At 74.4% G+C, this 18635-nt stretch carries 15 protein-coding genes; 4 read left to right on the top strand and 11 right to left on the bottom strand.

What is annotated here, in order from left to right; all coding sequences use genetic code 11:
* Positions 1 to 18: 18 nt before the first annotated feature.
* From ACWGN5_RS08635 to ACWGN5_RS08620, 4 genes are read right to left on the bottom strand one after another with little or no spacing between them, the layout of a single operon-like run.
* The gene (locus ACWGN5_RS08635) at positions 19 to 495 is read right to left on the bottom strand and encodes an NUDIX domain-containing protein (protein ID WP_453512497.1); all 477 of its coding nucleotides are present in this window, start codon (positions 493 to 495) and stop codon (positions 19 to 21) included.
* 60 nt (positions 496 to 555) lie between these two features.
* Entirely contained in the window at positions 556 to 1761 is a 1206-nt protein-coding gene (locus tag ACWGN5_RS08630; protein WP_453512495.1) for an FAD-dependent oxidoreductase, read from the bottom strand.
* Positions 1758 to 3182 carry an FAD-dependent oxidoreductase gene (locus ACWGN5_RS08625; RefSeq protein WP_453512493.1) on the bottom strand — a complete coding sequence of 475 codons (1425 nt, stop codon included), beginning with the start codon at positions 3180 to 3182 and terminating at the stop codon, positions 1758 to 1760. The genes ACWGN5_RS08630 and ACWGN5_RS08625 overlap by 4 nt, the downstream gene beginning before the upstream one ends.
* Complete coding sequence (locus tag ACWGN5_RS08620) at positions 3179 to 4660, bottom strand: FGGY family carbohydrate kinase (RefSeq protein WP_453512492.1); 1482 nt, start codon at positions 4658 to 4660, stop codon at positions 3179 to 3181. Before ACWGN5_RS08620 ends, ACWGN5_RS08625 begins: the two co-directional genes overlap by 4 nt.
* A 303-nt stretch (positions 4661 to 4963) precedes the next feature.
* Here ACWGN5_RS08620 and ACWGN5_RS08615 point away from each other — a divergent pair, with 303 nt between their 5' ends.
* Together ACWGN5_RS08615 and ACWGN5_RS08610 are read left to right on the top strand one after the other, a co-directional pair.
* Entirely contained in the window at positions 4964 to 5938 is a 975-nt protein-coding gene (locus ACWGN5_RS08615) for a hypothetical protein (protein ID WP_453512490.1), read from the top strand.
* A 73-nt stretch (positions 5939 to 6011) separates the two neighbouring features.
* Positions 6012 to 7541 carry an amino acid permease gene (locus ACWGN5_RS08610; protein ID WP_453512488.1) on the top strand — a complete coding sequence of 510 codons (1530 nt, stop codon included), beginning with the start codon at positions 6012 to 6014 and terminating at the stop codon, positions 7539 to 7541.
* Between the two features lie 81 nt (positions 7542 to 7622).
* Here ACWGN5_RS08610 and ACWGN5_RS08605 read toward each other — a convergent pair whose 3' ends face one another.
* A complete protein-coding gene (locus ACWGN5_RS08605; RefSeq protein WP_453512486.1) occupies positions 7623 to 8378 on the bottom strand; it encodes a GntR family transcriptional regulator in 756 nt (251 codons plus the stop codon).
* A 183-nt stretch (positions 8379 to 8561) separates the two neighbouring features.
* Between ACWGN5_RS08605 and ACWGN5_RS08600 the strand changes: the two genes are divergently transcribed.
* Positions 8562 to 9902: a DUF2252 domain-containing protein gene (locus ACWGN5_RS08600; protein ID WP_453512484.1), complete on the top strand. Its 1341-nt coding sequence runs from the start codon at positions 8562 to 8564 to the stop codon at positions 9900 to 9902.
* Positions 9903 to 10025: 123 nt separating this feature from the next.
* Here ACWGN5_RS08600 and ACWGN5_RS08595 read toward each other — a convergent pair whose 3' ends face one another.
* A complete protein-coding gene (locus ACWGN5_RS08595; protein WP_453512483.1) occupies positions 10026 to 11414 on the bottom strand; it encodes an NAD(P)/FAD-dependent oxidoreductase in 1389 nt (462 codons plus the stop codon).
* 23 nt (positions 11415 to 11437) lie between these two features.
* Positions 11438 to 11827 carry an ArsR/SmtB family transcription factor gene (locus ACWGN5_RS08590; protein ID WP_453512481.1) on the bottom strand — a complete coding sequence of 130 codons (390 nt, stop codon included), beginning with the start codon at positions 11825 to 11827 and terminating at the stop codon, positions 11438 to 11440.
* Between the two features lie 107 nt (positions 11828 to 11934).
* Here ACWGN5_RS08590 and ACWGN5_RS08585 point away from each other — a divergent pair, with 107 nt between their 5' ends.
* A complete protein-coding gene (locus ACWGN5_RS08585; protein WP_453512478.1) occupies positions 11935 to 13836 on the top strand; it encodes a heavy metal translocating P-type ATPase in 1902 nt (633 codons plus the stop codon).
* Between the two features lie 358 nt (positions 13837 to 14194).
* Here ACWGN5_RS08585 and ACWGN5_RS08580 read toward each other — a convergent pair whose 3' ends face one another.
* From ACWGN5_RS08580 to cbiQ, 4 genes are all read right to left on the bottom strand, one after another.
* Positions 14195 to 14734 (bottom strand): PadR family transcriptional regulator, encoded by a 540-nt coding sequence (locus ACWGN5_RS08580; RefSeq protein WP_453512476.1) that lies wholly within the window; start codon positions 14732 to 14734, stop codon positions 14195 to 14197.
* Between the two features lie 46 nt (positions 14735 to 14780).
* The gene (locus ACWGN5_RS08575; protein WP_453512473.1) at positions 14781 to 16796 is read right to left on the bottom strand and encodes an oxidoreductase; all 2016 of its coding nucleotides are present in this window, start codon (positions 16794 to 16796) and stop codon (positions 14781 to 14783) included.
* A gap of 98 nt (positions 16797 to 16894) precedes the next feature.
* On the bottom strand, positions 16895 to 17884 hold the full coding sequence (locus tag ACWGN5_RS08570; protein WP_453512470.1) for an ATP-binding cassette domain-containing protein: 990 nt from the start codon (positions 17882 to 17884) through the stop codon (positions 16895 to 16897).
* Complete coding sequence (gene cbiQ, locus ACWGN5_RS08565) at positions 17881 to 18630, bottom strand: cobalt ECF transporter T component CbiQ (RefSeq protein ID WP_453512467.1); 750 nt, start codon at positions 18628 to 18630, stop codon at positions 17881 to 17883. The genes ACWGN5_RS08570 and cbiQ overlap by 4 nt, the downstream gene beginning before the upstream one ends.
* Between the last annotated feature and the right edge of the window lie 5 nt (positions 18631 to 18635).

The following is an 18635-nucleotide window of genomic DNA, read 5'->3' as shown; positions in this document are numbered from 1 at the left end:
CGGGTCTGACAATCGGGCTCAGGCCCGCCCGTCGAGGTGTTCCGACAGCCGCTCAAGGAAGACCCGCTGGCCGGAGACGAGCAGCGGAGCGGCGGACTCCGGGGCGAACCAGCCCACCCGGTCGATCTCCGGGAACTCCTCCAGGGCCCCGGACCGGGGCGGCCACTCCATGACGAAGGTCCCCGGCACCACCTCGGCCGGGTCGAGATCGCCCTCGACGGCCCACACGGTGACGAGCTTTCCGTTCCGCTGGCGGGACTCGCCGAGGGCGAACCACTCGCCGTCCGGGGCCGGGAGGCCCAGCTCCTCCAGGAACTCACGGGCGGCCGCGGCCTCGGGCGCCTCGTCCGGTTCGTACTCCCCCTTGGGGATCGACCAGGCCGACTCCTCGCGGGACGCCCAGAAGGGCCCGCCCATGTGACCGATGAGGACCTCGACGCCACCGCCCGTCGTGCGACGGAAGACCAGAAGACCCGCACTGCGCTTGTCCGGCATGCCCACCAGTGTGTCCGAAGGGCCCGGCCGCCGCAGCCCCCCGCGCGCGTGGTTCCGCCGCTACTCCTCGGCGTCGACGGTCACCGGTCCGCCCGCCGGGTCAAGGCCGCTCGTCCAGCGCTCCCCGAGCCGCACCGACCGCCAGGGGGCGAGCGTCCCGCCCCACCGCTCCCGCCGCAGCGGGACGCCGTTCTGGGCGACGGTCAGGACCGGGCGCACGAGCCGCCGCTCCGGACGGAGGAGCAAGGGGGAGGCGTCCGGGCCGAGGAGACCGGGCGTCACCCACCGCAGTGGGGCCGCCGCCGTCACGGGCACCCCCGCGGCCGGCCAGGGGACGCCGCCGAGCCGTTCGAGCACCGACCCGGAAGCCGCCCGCCCCTCGGCGGCGGCCACGAGCGCGGGCTCCACGCCGCGCAGCAGATTGCCGACGGCGAAGACCCCGGGCTCGGAGGTCCGGAAGCCATGGTCCGTCACGGGGCCCCGGGTGCCCGGGTCGAGGGCGAGGCCGCGGGCCCGGACGAGCTCGTGCTCCGGGATCCAGTCGCCGGTGAAGACCACCGTGTCGCAGCGCAGCACGCCCGTCCGCCCGTCCGGGCCCCGCACCGCGACCCCGGTCAGCCGGCCGCGTCCGAGCAGCTCCGTCACGACCGTGCCCACGAGGACCGGGACCCCCGCCCACGCGACCGCGGGGGAGGGCGGTCCGGTGACGACGGCCGCCACCTCCACCCCCGCCGCCCGCAGCGTCCGCACCGCGCCCCGGGCCACCGGATCGCCGCCGACGACCACCGCCCGCCGCCCGACGGACTCCCCGCGCGGCCCGAACCGCGCGAGCGTCCGCTGGAGTTCGCCCGTGGTCAGCACCCCGGCGGGCCGTGTGCCCGGCACGAGCCGGGCGCTGCGGGGCCGTTCGCGCGCCCCCGTGGCCAGGACCACCGCGCGGGCCCGGACGCGTTCGAGGCCGGTCGGGGCGGTGACGTCCAGGGTGAGGGGCCCGGCCCAGCCGGTGGCGGTGACGCCGGTACGGACGACCGCGCCCGCCCGCAGCGCCTCCCGCACCGCGCGCCGCGCGTATCCCGGGCCGTCCAGGGCGCGCCCGCGGGCGTCCGCGCCGAAGCCCGGCCGGACGCAGTGGCGCGGCACCCCGCCCGCCGTCGGCTCGCGCTCCAGGACCTCGACGCGGCCCGCGCCGGCCGCCGCGAGCCGGGCGGCCGCGGCGAGCCCGGCGGGTCCCGCGCCCACGACGAGGACGTCGACCGTACGGTTCACCGTGCCGCCTCCCCGTACGCCCGCTCCTCGAACAGGGCCCGTACCTCGGCGCCGCAGTGGTTCCCCTGGCAGCGGCCGCCCCGGGCGCGCGTCCTGCGCCGCAGCCCGTCGAGGCCGCCGGGCGGGATCGTGGAGGCGAGCGCGGCCCGGATCTCGCCCCGGGTGACCCGCTCGCAGTGACACACGATCGTCCCGAACTCCGCGTCGCGCGCGATGAGTTCGGCGTCGCGGTACGGGCGGGGGAAGGCCTCGCCGAGGTTCGGCATCCGGACCGGGGCGAGCCGACGGGCCGGCCCCGGATCGAGGCCGCAGTCCGCGAGGAGGCCGAGGACGTGCTCGGCGATGGCCAGGGAGGCGGTGAGCCCGGTGGAGCGGATCCCACCCACCGTCACGTACCGCAGTTCCGGGTGGGCGGCGATCCGGTAGTCCTCCCGGCCGGTGGCGGCCCGCAGTCCCGCGTAGACGGCGGTGACCTCCTCGTCGAGCAGCGCCGGGAGGATCCGGCCGCCCTGGGCGCGCAGGCCGGAGAGCCCCTCCTCCGTGGTGTCCGTGGCGGTCTTGTCGTCCAGGTCCTCGGCGGTGGGCCCGAGCATGACGTTCCCGTACACCGTCGGAGAGATGAGCACGCCCTTGCCGAGCGGCCCGGGGACGGGCAACAGGATGTGGCGGACGAGATCGCGGGCGAACTTGTCGAAGACGAGCAGCTGGCCGCGGCGCGGGGTGACGGTGAAGTCCTCCCGGCCGACCAGCGCGTCGAAGGTGTCCGCGTGCAGTCCGCAGGCGTTGACGAGGAGGCGGGTCCGGAGCACCCCGCGCCGGGTGACGAGCCGGTGGTGCGGATCGCCCGGACGCACCTTCTCCACCCGGCAGTTCAGGTGCAGGTCCACACCGGAGCGGACGGCCTGTGTGGCGTACGCGAGGGTGGTCGTCCACGGGCAGATCACCGACTCGCCGGGCACTTCGAGCGCACCGAGCGCGCCAGGCCCCAAGTGCGGCTCCCGTACGGCCAGTTCGTCGGCGGAGAGCAGACGGGTGGTGCGGTGGCCGTTGCGCTCCGCCTTCTCCGCGAGACGGGGCAGCGTCGCGCGTTGTGCCTCGTCCCAGGCGACGAGCAGCGCGCCCAACGGCTCCACGGGGATCCCGGCCTCGCGCGCGTACGCGGTGAGCAGCCCGTGTCCCTCGCGCACGAGGCGGGCCTCCAGGGTCCCGGGCGCGGCGTCGAAACCGGTGTGCAGGATCGCCGTGTTGGCCTTCGAGGTGCCGTCGCCGACGTCGTCGGCCGCCTCCACGAGCGCGATCCGCAGCGGGTGACGGGCCAGGGCACGCGCGATCGCGGAACCGACGACCCCCGCGCCGACGACCACGACGTCGTACTCCGCGGCCTCCCCGGAGGGCAGCGGCCCGCTCCGCGTGACGCTCACGCGGCCCCGCCGCCGGTGTCGTCCCCCGCACCGGCCGCGCCCGCCGACCGCTCCACCAGCGCCGCCACCTCGGTACGGAAGCGTCCCAGGCGCTCCGCCGCCTCGTCGGCCGAGATCCGGGGCTCGTACACGGCCGAGGGCTTCCACTCCGGTACGGCCTCGCGGAGGCTGAGCCCCGGGTGGTGTCCGAGCCGGGCGGCCGCGCCGACCCCGAGCGCCGTGGCGTCCGGCAACGAGGCGACCTCGACGGGGAGTTGCAGCAGGTCGGCCTGGGTCTGCATGAGCAGGGCCGAGCGGGTGAGGCCGCCGTCGGCGCGCAGCGCGGTCAGCGGCGCGCCCCGGTCCGCGGCGGTGGCCGCGGCGAGCTCCACCACCTGGGCGGCGACGCCCTCGCACAGGGCGCGCACGAGATGGCCGGGCCCGGTGTCGAGGCCGAGGCCGGTGAGCGAGCCGCGGACGTCCCCGCGCCACCAGGGCGCGGCGAGCCCCGCGAAGGCGGGGACGAAGGTGACGCCGCCCGCGTCCGGCACGCCCCCGCCGACCGTGTCGAGCTCCCCGGCCCCGGCGATCACGCCCAGGTCGGTGAGCCAGCGGACGGCCGAGGCGACCGTGTACACCTGGCCGTCGAGGCAGTGGGTGACGCGCCCGCCGAGCCGCCAGGCCACGCAGCTGACCAGACCGGAGGCGGCGCGCCGGGGCTCGGGGCCGGTCTGCGCGAGGAGGAAGGCCCCGGTGCCGTAGGTGCACTTGGCGGCGGCGGGGTCGTCGGCGCTCTGGGTGAGCAGCGCCGCCTGCTGGTCCACCATGAGCCCGGTCAGGGGCAGCGCGGGGCCGAACGCGGTCGTGGCGCCGACCGGGGCGTCGCAGTCCACGACCCGGGGGAGTGCCTCGCCGCCGAGTCCGTACAGGTCGAGGGCGGTCTCCGACCAGGCGACCGTGTCGAGGTCGAGGAGGCCGGTGCGTCCGGCGGTGGCGGCGTCCGTGACGAACGCGCCGGTGAGCCGGTGGACCAGCCAGGCGTCGCTGGTGGTGACCACGCCGGCGCCGGTGGCGTGGCGGCGGATCCAGGCCATCTTGGGTGCCGCGAAGTACGGGTCGAGGGGAAGCCCGCTGATGTGGCGCAGCTCCTCGGCGTGGGCGTCGAGCCCGGCGCAGACGGAGGCCGCCCTGCGGTCCTGCCAGACGAGGGCGTCGGTGAGCGGTTCCCCGGTGGCGGGGTCCCAGGCGAGCACGGTCTCGCCCTGGTTGGCGAGGCCCACGGCGACCACGGGCGTGTCCGCCTCGGCGAGCGCCGCGCGACCGGCGGCTACCACCGAGTCGTACAGCTCACGCGGGTCGACCTCCACCAGGCCGCCGGGGAGGTGGCGGGGCCGGACGGGGGCCGTCCCGGTGCCGAGGACTCCGCGCTCGGGGCAGAGGACGAGGGCCTTCGTGCCGGACGTTCCCTGGTCGACGGCGAGTACCGCTCCGCCCGTCATCCCGCTGCTCCCGTCGCTCGAACCGCTCCGTGATCATCCGATCACCGAAAAGGGTCAGGGTGCCGCCGTCCGGGGCCTTCGTCAAGCCTCGGCGGCCGACCACGTCAGGTCGCCCGGCATACCTGACGGGACGTCAAATTCGGTCGTTGGCCTGATAGTTACTGTCGCAAAAGAAAGTGGACCGGTCGCGTCCAGAGCCCTCTATAGTGATCGCCGATCAACGGCCGGGACGCCCGCCGGGGGACTGACCACCCCCTCCATCCACCGAGGACCCATGACATCCACACCACGCACCACCCCCTGATGGCCGGACACGGTTTCCGGCCCGTCTACCACCCCGCAGGCCACGACCACGCCCTGCGCAACGCCGTCCAGGACTTACGCACCGGCCGCTGGGTGTCCATGGCCCGGCTGCTCGACGAGACCACCGACTGGGAGGCCTGGACCCGGCGCACCCAGGTCCTCGCCGCCGTCGCCGCGGGCAGTGACGTCGTCCCCATCTGGCGGGCCGAGCAGCCCGCCAGCCTCGCCGCCACCGTGATGCACAGCCGGGTCGCCGTCGAGCGGGCCGTACGCGCCCACCGCGCCGGCCACGCCCGGACCCGGGAACTCTGGCAGGAGGCCTGGACCGCCTGCCGCGACGCCTCCGAGCGGTCGCCCGCCGACCCCGTGCCCTGGGTCGGCCTGCTCGCCCTCGCCGCCCTCGACGAACACCAGCGCATGGCCGAGCACCGGCTGACCCCGCCGGCGCCCATGCTGCCGCCCGGCCCCTGGGGTCTGCTCGCCGAGGTGGAGAAGCGCGACCCGCACAACCGCGAGGCGCACCACCGCATGCTCCAGTTCGTCTACGCCCGGCGCTCCGGACCCCTCTCCGAGGCCGTCAACTACTCCTACTGGGCCGCAAGTTCCGCACCCGTCGGCTCCGCCCTGCACGCCCTCCCGCTCTACGTCCGCGTCGAGCGCTACCGGCGCGAGCGGGGCCACGAGCGCGCCCTCGACCTGCACTGGGTCGCCGAGGACGCCGTACGCGACGCCCAGCGCGCCCTGGACACCTGGTTCCTCTTCTGTGCCACCGACGAGGCCTCGCTGCTCGACCTCAACCACCTGGCGCACGCCCTCTTCGGCGCCCTCCGCTTCGCCGACGCCGCCCGGGTCTTCGAGGCCCTCGGCCCGTACTACACGACCCTCCCCTGGGCCTACCGCACCGCCCACCCGGACGACCGCGCCCTCGCCGAGGAGGTCTTCCTGCGCGCCCGCGCCCGCTGTCTCGGCGGCTGACGCGCCCGCCGCACCCCGGCGCCCCCGTGCTTCCACCCCCACCCCCGCTCCCCCCCCGTCCCCGGAGGTCCCCATGTCCCGCACCGAAGCCCCGATCGACGCGATACGCAAGCCCCCGTCCCGGGACGAGGAGGCGAGACTGAGAGAGCTCGGCTACCAGCCCGTCCTCGCCCGCCGCATGGACGGCTTCGGCAACTTCGCGATCAGCTTCTCGGTCATCTCCGTCCTCTCCGGCTGCATGACCCTCTACGGCTTCGGCCTCGGCACCGGCGGCCCCTCCGTCATGCTGTGGGGCTGGGTCGGCGTCGGCCTCTTCGTCCTCTGCGTCGGCCTCGCCCTCGCCGAGGTGACCAGCGCCTACCCGACCTCCGGCGCCCTCTACTACATGGCCGACCGGCTCGGCGGGCGCCGCTGGGGCTGGTACACCGGCTGGCTGAACCTGCTCGGCCTGCTCGGCGCGATCGCCGGCATCGACTACGGCGCCGCCCTCTTCACCGGAGCCTTCCTCAACCTCCAGTGGGGCTTCGTGCCCACCCCGGGCTCCACCTTCCTCATCTTCCTCGCGATCCTGCTGCTCCACGCCGGGCTCAACCTCTTCGGCGTGCGGCTCGTCAGCGTCCTCAACTCCGTCAGCGTCTGGTGGCACCTGCTCGGCGTCGCGGTCATCGTCGGCGCGCTCGCGTTCGTCCCCGACCAGCACCAGTCCGTCGAGTTCGTCTTCACCGAGTTCGTCAACGACACCGGCTGGGCCAACCCGTTCTACGTCGCCGCGATCGGCCTGCTCCTCGCCCAGTACACCTTCTCCGGCTACGACGCCTCGGCCCACCTCTCCGAGGAGACCTCCAACGCCTCCGTCACCGCCGCCAAGGGCATCGTGCGCGCCATCTGGGTCTCCTGGCTCGCCGGCTTCGCGCTCCTCGCCGGACTCACCTTCGCGATCCAGGACTACGCGGCCACGCAGAACAGCGCCACCGGCGTGCCGCCCGCCCAGATCTTCCTGGACGCGCTGGGCCCCGGCGGCGCCGCCGCCCTGCTGCTCGTGGTGATCGTCGCCCAGCTCTTCTGCGGCAACGCCGAGGTGGCCGCGGCCAGCCGCATGGTCTTCGCCTTCAGCCGCGACAACGCCCTTCCCGGCTCCTCGCTCTGGCGCAAGGTCAACAGCAGCACCCAGACGCCCGTCCCCGCCGTCTGGCTCGCGGTCGTCGTGGCCGCGCTGCTCGCCGTCCCGTCGCTGTACTCGGCCACGGCCTACGGAGCCGTCACCGCGATCAACGTCATCGGCATCACCCCCGCGTACGCCATCCCGATCTACCTGCGGCTGCGCGCCGGGAACCGCTTCGTGCCCGGCCCGTGGAGCCTCGGCCGCTGGAGCAGGCCGATCGGCTGGACCGCCGTCGTCTGGGTGGCCCTCGTGACCGTCCTCTTCTGCCTGCCGCAGAAGTCCCCGGTGAACGTCGACACCATGAACTACGCCGTCATCGCGCTCGCCGTCGTGCTCGTCCTCGCCAGCGTCTGGTGGTACGTCGCCCGCCGCTCGTACGGCACGCCGACCACGTACGGAAGCGCCCGCGAGGAGGCGGAGATCTCCGAGGGCATCATCTGACCGCGGAACCCGGCTCCCGCCCGCGTACCGGACGGGAGCCGGAGCGCCGGCAGGCGCTGAACTCGTAGGTCCAGGCCGCCGTCAGGCGCTGAACTCGTAGGTCCAGGCCGCAGACTGGGCCGAGAAGTCGATGTCGGTGATCTCCAGGGCGTGCCCGTGCTGGTCGCTGACGACCCGGTGGACGACCAGCCGGGCCGTACCGCCCTCCGCCGCCGTGGCCGGTCCCGGCGGGACGCCGACCGACTCCCGGTGGGTGATCCGCAGCCCCGCCTGGTGCATCCAGTGGTAGAGCAGCCGCAGGTCCGGCTGCCGGTGGCAGTCCCTGCCCCTCCGGTACCGGGAGAGCTGGGGGATCTCGGTGAGGGCCGGCCGGGAGAACCACGACACCGCCCGCTGCAGCGCCGCCCCGTGCGGCCCGAGCACCGTGTGCCGGTGGACGAGCGTCGGCTCGCCGGGGGTGAGCAGGAGCCGGGCCGCCAGGGGAGTGGGCGGCGGCTCCCAGGTCAGCGAGGCCCGCACCAGCGCCTCCGCCGCGCGCGGGCCCCCGGGGAACGTCGGCCGACGGGCCGTCAGGGCGGGCGTGGCCGGCTCGGAGGCGGTCGCGTCGGCGGCGGCGAAGGTGCCGCGCCGGTCGGTGACCACGAGCCGTTCCTCCCTGAGGAGGTGGAGCGCGCTGCGGACGGTCTGCCGGTTGACGTGGTAGCGCTGGGAAAGCGATCGCTCCGAGGGGAGCCGGCTGCCGGGGGAGATGCGCCGCTGGGCGAGGTCCTCGCGCAGGGCGGCGGCGACCCGGAGATAGAGCGGTACTTCCGCCGCCTCGGAATCGGGTTCGGCCATGATCAACCCTCTCTTAGCTCAGCGTGACAGCAAGGGCCGTGTGGGTGATCAATTCCTATCATTGGTCTAAACCATTTTGCCAGACCGGTCCGGCAGAGTGGCCGAAACGAGCGAGGCCCCTTGTAATGAGGTCACAGGTGACGGGCCGGTAGCACGGCTGCGGACAGAAGCGGGTGAGGCCGGATGACGACTCCTTCGGAACGGGCCGCGAGGGGCAAGGCGGCCCGCAAGCGCGTCCCCCGCGCCTCCCACGGGCGGTGGATACCCAGCTCACAGCGCCCCGCCCCGCTGGACGTCCTGGAACGCGAGTCCCAGGACCGGCTGCCCGACCTCGTCCCCCTCCGGTACGGCAGGATGGCGGTCTCCCCCTTCGCCTTCCTGCGCGGCGCCGCCGGCGTCATGGCCGCCGACCTCGGCGCCCAGCGCCACACCGGGCTCACCGTGCAGCTCTGCGGCGACGCCCACCTGCTCAACTTCGGGGTGTACGCCTCACCCGAACGGACGCTCCTCTTCGACGTGAACGACTTCGACGAGACCCTCCCCGGCCCCTTCGAATGGGACGTCAAGAGGCTCGCCGCCAGCGTCACCGTCGCCGCCCTCCAGAACGGCAGCGCCAAGCCCAAGGCCCACCGCGCCGCGCTCGTCGCCGTCGAGTCGTACCGCACGGCCATGCGCCGCCTCGCCGACCTGGGGGAGCTGGAGGTCTGGTACGAGCGGATCTCCGCCGACGACATCCTTCACGTCGTACGCGGCCAGGACCGCGCCCGCCTCACCAAACGGCTCGCCGGCGCCCGCCGCCGCACCAGCCTCCAGGCCCTCGGCAAGCTCACCGAGCGGGACGAGGCCGGGAACCGGCACATCGTCGACGACCCGCCGCTCCTCGAACGCGTCACGGACATCGACCGGGCCACCCTCGGCAAGATCTTCAGCGACTACCGCAGCTCCCTCCCCGAGGAGCGCCGCGTCCTCCTCGACCGCTACCACTACGTCGAGGCCGCGCGGAAGGTCGTCGGAGTCGGCAGCGTCGGCACCCGCTGCTTCGTACTCCTCCTCGAAGGCCGGGACGACGGCGACCCCCTCATCCTCCAGATCAAGGAAGCCGGCCGCTCCGCCCTCGAACCGTATCTGGCGCCGTCCTCCTACCCCCACCAGGGCCACCGGGTCGTCTGCGGACAGCGGCTCATCCAGGCCGCGAGCGACATCTTCCTCGGCTGGATGACCGGACCCGAACAGCGCCACTTCTACTGGCGGCAACTGCGCGACATGAAGGGCTCCGCCGAGGTGGAGAGCATGTCCCCGGCCACCCTGCGGGACTACGCGCGACTCTGCGGCCGTGCCCTGGCCCGTGCGCACGCCCGCACCGGCGACCGGATCGCCATCGCCGCCTACCTCGGCGGCTCGGACGTCTTCGACCGCGCGCTGGCCGACTTCGCGCTCTCCTACGCCGCGCAGAACGCCGACGACTACGCGGCCCTCGGCGCGGCCATAGCCGCCGGCATGGTGACGGCGGCCCCGGGCGCCTGAACACGGCTCAGGGGCCGCCGCCAGGGGCACGCCCGGGCCGCCCGGCGACTTCCGTGACCCGTACGGCACGGCGGATCCCGCCGGCTGTACGGGTACCCGGAAGCCACCCTCACCCGTACGGCTCTACGCGTCGCGGCGCAGAGGCGGCTCGGCCGGGGTCTCGTGGACCGGGCCGAAGAGCACCGCCCGGGCCACCGCCGGGGCGAACAGGACCGTCAGCGGTGCGGTCAGCGTGAGCGCCTCGCGGAACGGCCGCCCCACGACCGGGTCGCCCGCGGCCCGCTCCTGCACCCGGCTCAGGTACCAGCCCACCGCCTTGTCCATCGCCCCGGGGCTCGCCATGTCACCCGTGGCGCCGGGCATCTTCTTGTCGGCGCCCGCCGAGATGTCCCAGGCCTGCTGCGAGGCCGCGAGCAGCGCCTTCTGCACGGTCCTGGTGGTGGGCGTGCGCTTCGGGTCGGCCAGCGCCCGGCGCAGCGCGAGGGCGGTGAGCGCGGCGACGGCCATGCCCTGCCCGTAGATCGGGTTGAAGGCGCACAGCGCGTCGCCGGTGGCGAGGAAGCCGGCCGGGCGGCGGCCCGGACGGTCGTACCGGCGACGGATGTTGGCCGTCTTCCGGAAGCCGTACACCGGGGAGACCGGCTCGGCCCGGGACAGCCAGTCGGTGATCACCGGGTGCGGCAGCCGCTTCGCGTACTCCTCGAACGCGCCCTCCTCCGTGGGCGGTTCGTTGCCCCGCAGTCCGGAGAGCGTGACCAGGTGCCGACCGTCGCCGAGGGGCAGCACCACGGCGCCGTACTCCTGCGCCGGATTCGGCACGATGTAGTAGCCGAGGGCGTCGGTCTCCGGGGTCTCCGGACTGCGGTAGACCCGGGTGCCGTAGGCGAGACCGGTGTCGATGGTCTCCTCGTGCGGCGCCTCCGCGCCGATGTCGGCCAGCCAGTCCGCCGCCTTCGTGGACCGCCCGGAGGCGTCCACGACCAGATCGGCCTCCAGGACCTTGGTCTCCTTCTCGCCGCCCGCGCCGCGCTCGCGCAGCCGCACGCCGCGGACGCGCGAGGAGTCACCGGTCAGGCCCACCGTCTCGTGGCCCTCGATCAGTTCGATGCGCGGGTCGGCGAACACCCGCTGCCGCACCAGCCACTCCAGCTGCGGGCGCGGACCCGTGTAGAAGTGCGCGGTCGCCGGCGTCCGACGGAACCACTTGCCGTTCTGCCACTGGACCATGTCCTCCGGGACGCCCACCTTGGGCGCGCCGAGCTCTCCGAGCTCCTTCATGAAGCCGGGGAGCAGCTCGTCGTAGGCCTGCTGCCCGCCCGCGATGAGGACGTGGAGGTGCCGGCCCTGCGGGACGCCGGGCCGGGCCTCGGGTCCCTCCGGGTAGCGGTCGCGCTCGACGACCGTCACCTTCTCGGCGTGCTCGGCGAGTACCCGAGCGGCCAGCAGTCCAGCGAGACTTCCCCCGATGACCACCGCGTGACGTGTCGCGCGGCGCCCCAAGTCGTCGGCCATACCCGCCCTTTCGTGTCGTGGAACTACAACTGACCAGTATCCACGTCGGTGCGGGCCGCGTCGCGGGCGCCGTCGCGCGCCCCGAGCCTCAGGTGCTCGATGTGGTAGACGGCCTCGTCGAGGAGCTGGGCGACGTGGTTGTCGTACAGGCTGTACTCGATGCGGCGCCCCTGCCGGACGCCGGTGACCAGGCCCAGCGCGCGGAGCAGCCGGAGCTGGTGGGAGACGGCGGACTGCTCCATCGCGACGGCGGCGGCCAGCTCGGTGACGCCGCACGGGCCCTGGCGGAGCGTGGTGAGGATCATCAGCCGGGACGGGGTGGCGAGGGCCTGGAGAGTGGCGGCGATGGTGGCCGCGGACTCGGCGTCCAGGTGGGTTGCGGGGGTGGTCTCGCCGTTCGCTCCGTGTCCCATGCGCTCATCGTAGCGGCGCTCGTATGTCAATACGTGAAGACCTCTTCATGTATTCGGGTATGGTGGTGGTCCTCCTCCCCGCCACCCTCGAAAGAGGTGCCCTTCCCATGGCCCTCCCGGAGCTCGCCACCCCACAGGCCCCCGCCTCCGCACGCACCAACGCGCCGCCGCACCGCACCCGGGCCACCGCCCTGCCCGAGGTGCGCTGGGCGGCCCTCGCCGCCCTGGCCTTCCTCGCCGCCCTCCCGCTCGACCTGGCCGGCGCCCCGGCCTGGCTCTGGGGCCCGCTCTACGCGATCTGCTACGCCGCCGGAGGCTGGGAACCCGCCTGGGCCGGACTCCGGGCACTGCGCGAACGCTCCCTCGACGTCGACCTGCTGATGGTGGTCGCGGCACTCGGCGCCGCCGCCATCGGCCAGTACCTCGACGGCGGGCTCCTCATCGTCATCTTCGCCGTCTCCGGCGCCCTGGAGGCCCTCGCCACCCGCCGCACCGCCGACTCCGTCCGCGGCCTCCTCGACCTCGCCCCCGCCACCGCCGTCCGGCTCACGGACGGGGACTCCGGGCACGAGGAGACCGTCGAGGCGACCGCCCTCGCGATCGGCGACACCGTCCTCGTACGGCCCGGGGAGCGGCTCCCCGCCGACGGCACCGTCCTGCGCGGCGCGAGCGACGTCGACCAGGCGAGCATCACCGGCGAACCGCTCCCCGTCCCCAGGACGGCGGGCGACACCGTCTTCGCGGGCACCCTCAACGGCTCCGGGGCGCTCCGCGTCCGCGTCGACAAGGACGCGGCCGACTCCGTCATCGCCCGGATCGTCGCCCTCGTCGAGGAGGCGAGCGCCACCAAGGCCCCCACCCAGCTCTTCGTCGAGAAGATCGAACAGCGCTACTCGGTCGGCGTCGTCGTCGCCACCCTCGCCCTCTTCGGCCTGCCCGTCGCCCTCGGCGCCGACGTCACCGAGGCCCTCCTCCGCGCGATGACCTTCATGATCGTCGCCTCGCCGTGCGCCGTGGTCCTCGCGACCATGCCCCCGCTGCTCTCCGCGATCGCCACGGCCGGACGCCACGGCGTCCTCGTCAAGTCCGCCGTCGTGATGGAACGGCTCGGCGCGGTCGACCGGGTGGCCCTCGACAAGACGGGCACGCTCACGGAAGGCACGCCCCGGGTGACGGCGGTCCACGGCGACGCCTCCGCCCTCGCCCTGGCCGCGGCGGCCGAGCTGCCCAGCGAACACCCCCTGGCCCGCGCCGTCGTGGCCGAGGCCCGCGCCCGCGGCCTGGACATCCCCGAGGCGAGCGCGTTCACCGCCGAGCCGGGGCGGGGGGTACGGGCCGTGGTCGACGGCCGCGAGGTGCGGGTCCGGCGGGCGGCCGGGCTCCACGCCGACACGGCCGTCGAGGTCCTCGTCGACGGCGCCGTCGCCGCGGTCCTCGACCTCTCCGACCGGCTCCGGGAGGGCGCCCCCGAGGCGGTCGCGGCCCTCGCCCGACTGACCGGCACCACCCCCACCCTGCTGACCGGCGACAACGCGGGCGCGGCGGCGCGCATCGCCGCCGAGGCGGGGATCGGCGACGTCCGCGCCGGGCTCCTCCCGCACGAGAAGGCGGCAGCGGTACGGGAGTGGGAGCGGGCGGGCGCCCGGGTGCTGCTCGTCGGCGACGGCGTCAACGACGCCCCGGCCCTCGCGGCCGCCCACAGCGGCATCGCGATGGGCCGGGCCGGATCCGACCTCGCCCTCGACACCGCCGACGCGGTCGTCGTCCGCGACGAACTCCGCGCGATCCCGGCGGTCCTGGCCCTGTCGCGCCGCGCCCGGCGCCTGGTCGTCCAGAACCTCTGGATCGCCGGCGTCTGCATCGGTTCGCTGGTCATCTGGGACCTCGCGGGCCACCTCCCGCTCCCCCTGGGCGTCGCGGGGCACGAGGGCTCGACGGTCCTGGTGGGCCTGAACGGACTCCGCCTGCTACGGGATTCGGCGTGGCGCAGGGCCTCCGCTGCGACCTGAGCCCCGCCGTTGTGGGCGCGCTTCCGCCCGTTGTGGGCAGGCGTTCCGCAAGGGGCGGAACGGGTGGGCACAACGGAACGGCGCCCCTGCCGGCGCCAGAGGCTCCCGAGCCTGAACCCGCACCGGATGTGCGCCGCGCAAGGTGGTGCGGGTCCAGGCGCGGAACGCGGAGGCGCCGCGGAGGGCGCCGTCCCGTGTGCCCACCCGTCCCGCCCTGCGGGACGATTGCCCACACGGGGGTGGACCGGGGCACCGCCCGCCCGGGCGCGGGCCCACACGGCGGTGGGCCGTGGCACCGGCCCGCACGGGCGCGGGTCCACGCAGGGCGAAGCGCCGGGCGCGGTTCAGGAGGCGGGCCCTACTCCTCCGGGCCCAGTTCCGTCAGCGCGTTCGTCAGCCAGCTCACCCAGAACCGCTCCAGATCCACCCCACCCCGCAGCACAAGATGCCGCAACCGATCCGGTTCGGTCCGCCGGCGTTCCGCAGGAAAGTCGCGGGCCTCGATCAGGAGGTACTCGTCCAACTGGGCCTGGTGCAGCGCGAGATGGCGGCGCAGTTCGGCCCGAAGCCCCGCCGCCCCCACCATCGCAGCCGCCCGCATCCGCAGCAGCAGCGCGGACCGGAGCGGCTTCGGGTCCTCGGCCCTGCCCACCCAGTCGGTCAGCTCCGCCCGGCCCGCGGGCAGCACCTCGTACTCCTTCTTCTGCCCCCGCGCGGGCACCGGAGCGGGCAGGGCGCGGATGTGCCCCGCCTGCTCCAGTTTCCCGAGCTCGCGGTAGATCTGCTGGTGCGTGGCCGACCAGAAGTAGCCGATCGACTTGTCGAAGCGGCGCGTCAGTTCGAGGCCGGAGGACGGCTTTTCGAGCAGCGCGGTGAGGATCGCGTGCGGGAGGGACATGCTCGCATCCTAGGTTCGGCCGGCCACGGTGATCATGGGACGGCGGTCAGAGGGTGGCGGCGAGGCGCGTGCCCTGGTCGATCGCCCGCTTGGCGTCCAGCTCGGCGGCGACGTCCGCACCGCCGATGAGGTGCACCGGGCGGCCGGCGGCGACCAGCTCCTCGTACAGGTCGCGGCGGGGCTCCTGCCCGGCGCAGAGCACGATCGTGTCGACGGGGAGCAGCTGCGGCTCGCCGTCGATCGTGACGTGCAGACCGGCGTCGTCGATCCGCTCGTACGACACCCCGGCCACCATGGTGACGCCGCGGTGCTTGAGCTCGGTGCGGTGGATCCAGCCGGTCGTCTTGCCGAGGCCCGCGCCGACCTTGGAGGTCTTGCGCTGGAGCAGGTGGACCTGGCGCGGCGGCGCGTTCCGCTCGGGCGCGCGCAGTCCGCCGCGGTTCTCGTAGGAGGTGTCGACGCCCCACTGGCGGAAGTACGTCTCGGGGTCCTGGCTCGCGCCCTCGCCGCCGTCCGTGAGGAACTCGGCGACGTCGAAGCCGATGCCGCCCGCGCCGATGATCGCGACCCGCTCGCCGACGGGCGCGCCGTCGCGCAGCACGTCGAGGTAGCTGAGGACGCTCGGGTGGTCCTCACCGGCGATGCCGGGCGTGCGGGGGGTGACGCCGGTCGCGACGACGACCTCGTCGTAGCCCTCCAGGTCGGCGGCGGAGACGTACGTGTCGAGGCGGACGTCGATGCCGTGCTCGGCGAGCTGGACGCGGAAGTAGCGCAGCGTCTCGTCGAACTCCTCCTTGCCCGGCACCCGCTTGGCGATGTTCAGCTGGCCGCCGATCTCGGCGGCGCCGTCGAAGAGGGTGACGGAGTGTCCGCGTTCGGCCGCGGAGACCGCGCACGCCAGTCCGGCCGGGCCCGCGCCGACGACGGCGACGCGCTTGGCGAGGCGGGTGGGGGAGAGGACCAGCTCGGTCTCGTGGCAGGCGCGCGGGTTGACCAGGCAGGAGGTGATCTTCAGGCTGAAGGTGTGGTCCAGGCAGGCCTGGTTGCAGCCGATGCAGGTGTTGATGGTGTCGGCGCGGCCGGCGGTCGCCTTGGCGACGAAGGCGGGGTCGGCGAGGAACGGGCGGGCCAGCGAGACCAGGTCGGCGCGGCCGTCGGCGAGGATCTCCTCGGCGACCTCGGGGGTGTTGATGCGGTTGGAGGTGACGAGCGGTACGGAGACCGCGCCCATCAGCTTCTTCGTCACCCAGGTGTAGGCGCCGCGCGGCACGGAGGTGGCGATGGTGGGGATGCGCGCCTCGTGCCAGCCGATGCCGGTGTTGATGATGGTGGCGCCGGCGGCCTCGATCTCCTTGGCGAGCGCGACGACCTCGTCGAGCGTGGAGCCGCCCGGAACCAGGTCGAGCATGGAGAGGCGGTAGACGAGGATGAAGTCCTCGCCGACGCGCTCGCGGATCCGGCGGACGATCTCCAGCGGGAAGCGGACCCGGTTCTCGTACGAGCCGCCCCAGCGGTCGGTGCGCTGGTTGGTGGCGGCGGCGATGAACTCGTTGATGAGGTAGCCCTCGGAGCCCATCACCTCGACGCCGTCGTAGCCGGCCTCCTTGGCGAGCTCGGCGCAGCGCGCGTAGTCCTCGACGGTCTGCTCGACCTCGGCGTCGGTCAGCTCGTTCGGTACGAAGGGGCTGATGGGCGCCTTGATCGGGCTGGGGCCGACGAGGTCCCGGTGGTAGGCGTACCGGCCGAAGTGCAGGATCTGCATCGCGATGCGGCCGCCCTCGGCGTGCACGGCGTCGGTGATCAGCCGGTGCTCGGCGACCTCCTCGGGCGTGGTCAGCTTGGCCCCGCCGTCCCACGGGCGGCCGGCCTCGTTGGGCGCGATGCCGCCGGTGACGATGAGGCCGACGCCGCCCCGGGCGCGCTCGGCGTAGAAGGCGGCCATGCGCTCGAAGCCGTGCTCCGTCTCCTCAAGGCCGACGTGCATCGAGCCCATGATCACCCGGTTGGGCAGGGTGGTGAACCCGAGGTCGAGCGGGCTCAGCAGGTGCGGGTACGGGGTCATGGGGGGCGCCTCCTCGCGCAGGGGTCGTCGACCTCTGTTCTAGGCGACGCCGCGGACCTTCTGCAACTAGTTGCAGAAGAATCCGGGAGTGATATCTACTACTCGGTAGCCTGCGGGCTCCGCACGAGAGACGCCCCCGGGGCCCCGGCACCCGCGGTCCTGGCCTCCGCGGCCCCCGCCCCCGCCGCCCCCGCCCCCACGTTCTCCGCCTCCGCGATCCCGGCCCCAGCCGCCCCCGCCCCCGCCGTCCCGGCCCACGCGTCCAGGTCCTCCGGGGTCCGGGGCTCCGCCGCGTCCGCGCCGAGCAGCCCGTGGGCCCTCAGGAGGCGCGCCACCGAGGTGCCCCAGGGCCGCCGCAGCCGGGCCGCCGCCAGCAACTCGTCGTCCGCGAGGAGCTCGGCGACCGGGCCGGTGCGCAGACCGGCGGGGGAGAGCACCGCCGCCTCGTCGGCCCAGCGCAGCGCGAGGTCCACGTCGTGCGTCGCCATCACGACCGTCGTCCCGGCCGCCCGGAGCCGTTCGAGCGCGTCGAGCAGCCGCTCCTGCCCGTGCGGGTCGAGCCCGGCCGTCGGCTCGTCCATGATCAGCACCCGGGGGCGCATCGCGACGGCACCCGCGATCGCGGCCCGCTTCCGCTGCCCGTACGACAGCAGATGCGTCGGCCGGTCCTCCAGGGCCACGATGTCCAGCGCCTCCAGGGCCTCCCGCACCCGGAGCCGTACCTCCTCCTCCGGCAGCCCCAGGTTCGTCGGGCCGAACGACACGTCCTGGCCGACCGAGGCCGCGAACAGCTGGTCGTCCGGATCCTGCACGACCAGCTGCACCGTGGTCCGCAGCCGGGTCAGCCCCTTCCGGTCGTACGCCACCTCAGCCCCGTCCAGGAGCAGCGACCCGCTCCCGCACCGCAGCCCGCCGCTGAGCAGCCGCAGCAGCGTCGTCTTGCCGCTGCCGTTGCGGCCGAGGAGCGCGATCGCGCGCCCCTCCGCCACCGCGAAGTCCACGCCCGACAGGACCGCGGGCCCGTCCTCGTAGGCGAAACCCGCCTTCACCAGCTCCACGACGGGGGTCGTCGGCGTCGCAGACGTCACGGAAGGAACCTTTCCAGTACGAGGGTGACGGCGACGAGCCCCATGAGGAGCACGCCCGTCGCCGTGAGGAACCGCCGGGACACCGCGCAGACGGGCACCAGGACCCGCAGCGTCCCGTCGTAACCGCGCCCGGCGAGCCCCGACTGCAGGCGCTGCGCCCGGTCGAAGGCCCGGACGAAGGTCGTCGCGCCGAGCCCGGCGAGCGAACGCCAGGTCGCGGCCCGGGTGGTGTGCCCGAGCCGGGCCGCCTGCGCCTGCCGGATCTTCGTCAGCGAGTCGAGGAGCAGGAAGATGATCCGGTACATGACGAGCGCCACGTCCACCACGGGCGCCGGCACGCCCGCCCGGACGAGCCGGGGCAGCACGTCGGACACCGGCGTCGTGAACGCGAAGAGCAGCACCCCGAGCGAGGCCGAGGCGGTGCGGAGCAGCAGCTCGCCCGCGTGTACGGGGCCGTCGGGCGCGAGGGCCACGAGCCCCCGCGTACCGCCCACCTCGAAGAGCAGCGGTATCGCCCCCGTGACGCAGAAGCCGAGCGGGATGCGGAACGCCCGCCACAACTGACGGCCCGGCACGCCGGCCGGACCGAGCAGCACCGTGAGCGTGGCCGCCGCCACGAGCGGCGCGCCCGGCCACGGTGGCAGGCTCACCGCACACAGCGTCAGGCCGAAGCCGAGGAGCGCCTTCTCCACGGGATGACGGCGGCGCCAGCGGCTGCTGTGCGCCGCCGCGTCGATCGGCAGCATCGGCG

This window comes from Streptomyces sp. NPDC055815 (genome assembly GCF_053616475.1).
Note: the sequence above shows the minus strand (reverse complement) of the source record. Positions and strands in the feature narration are given on the sequence as shown.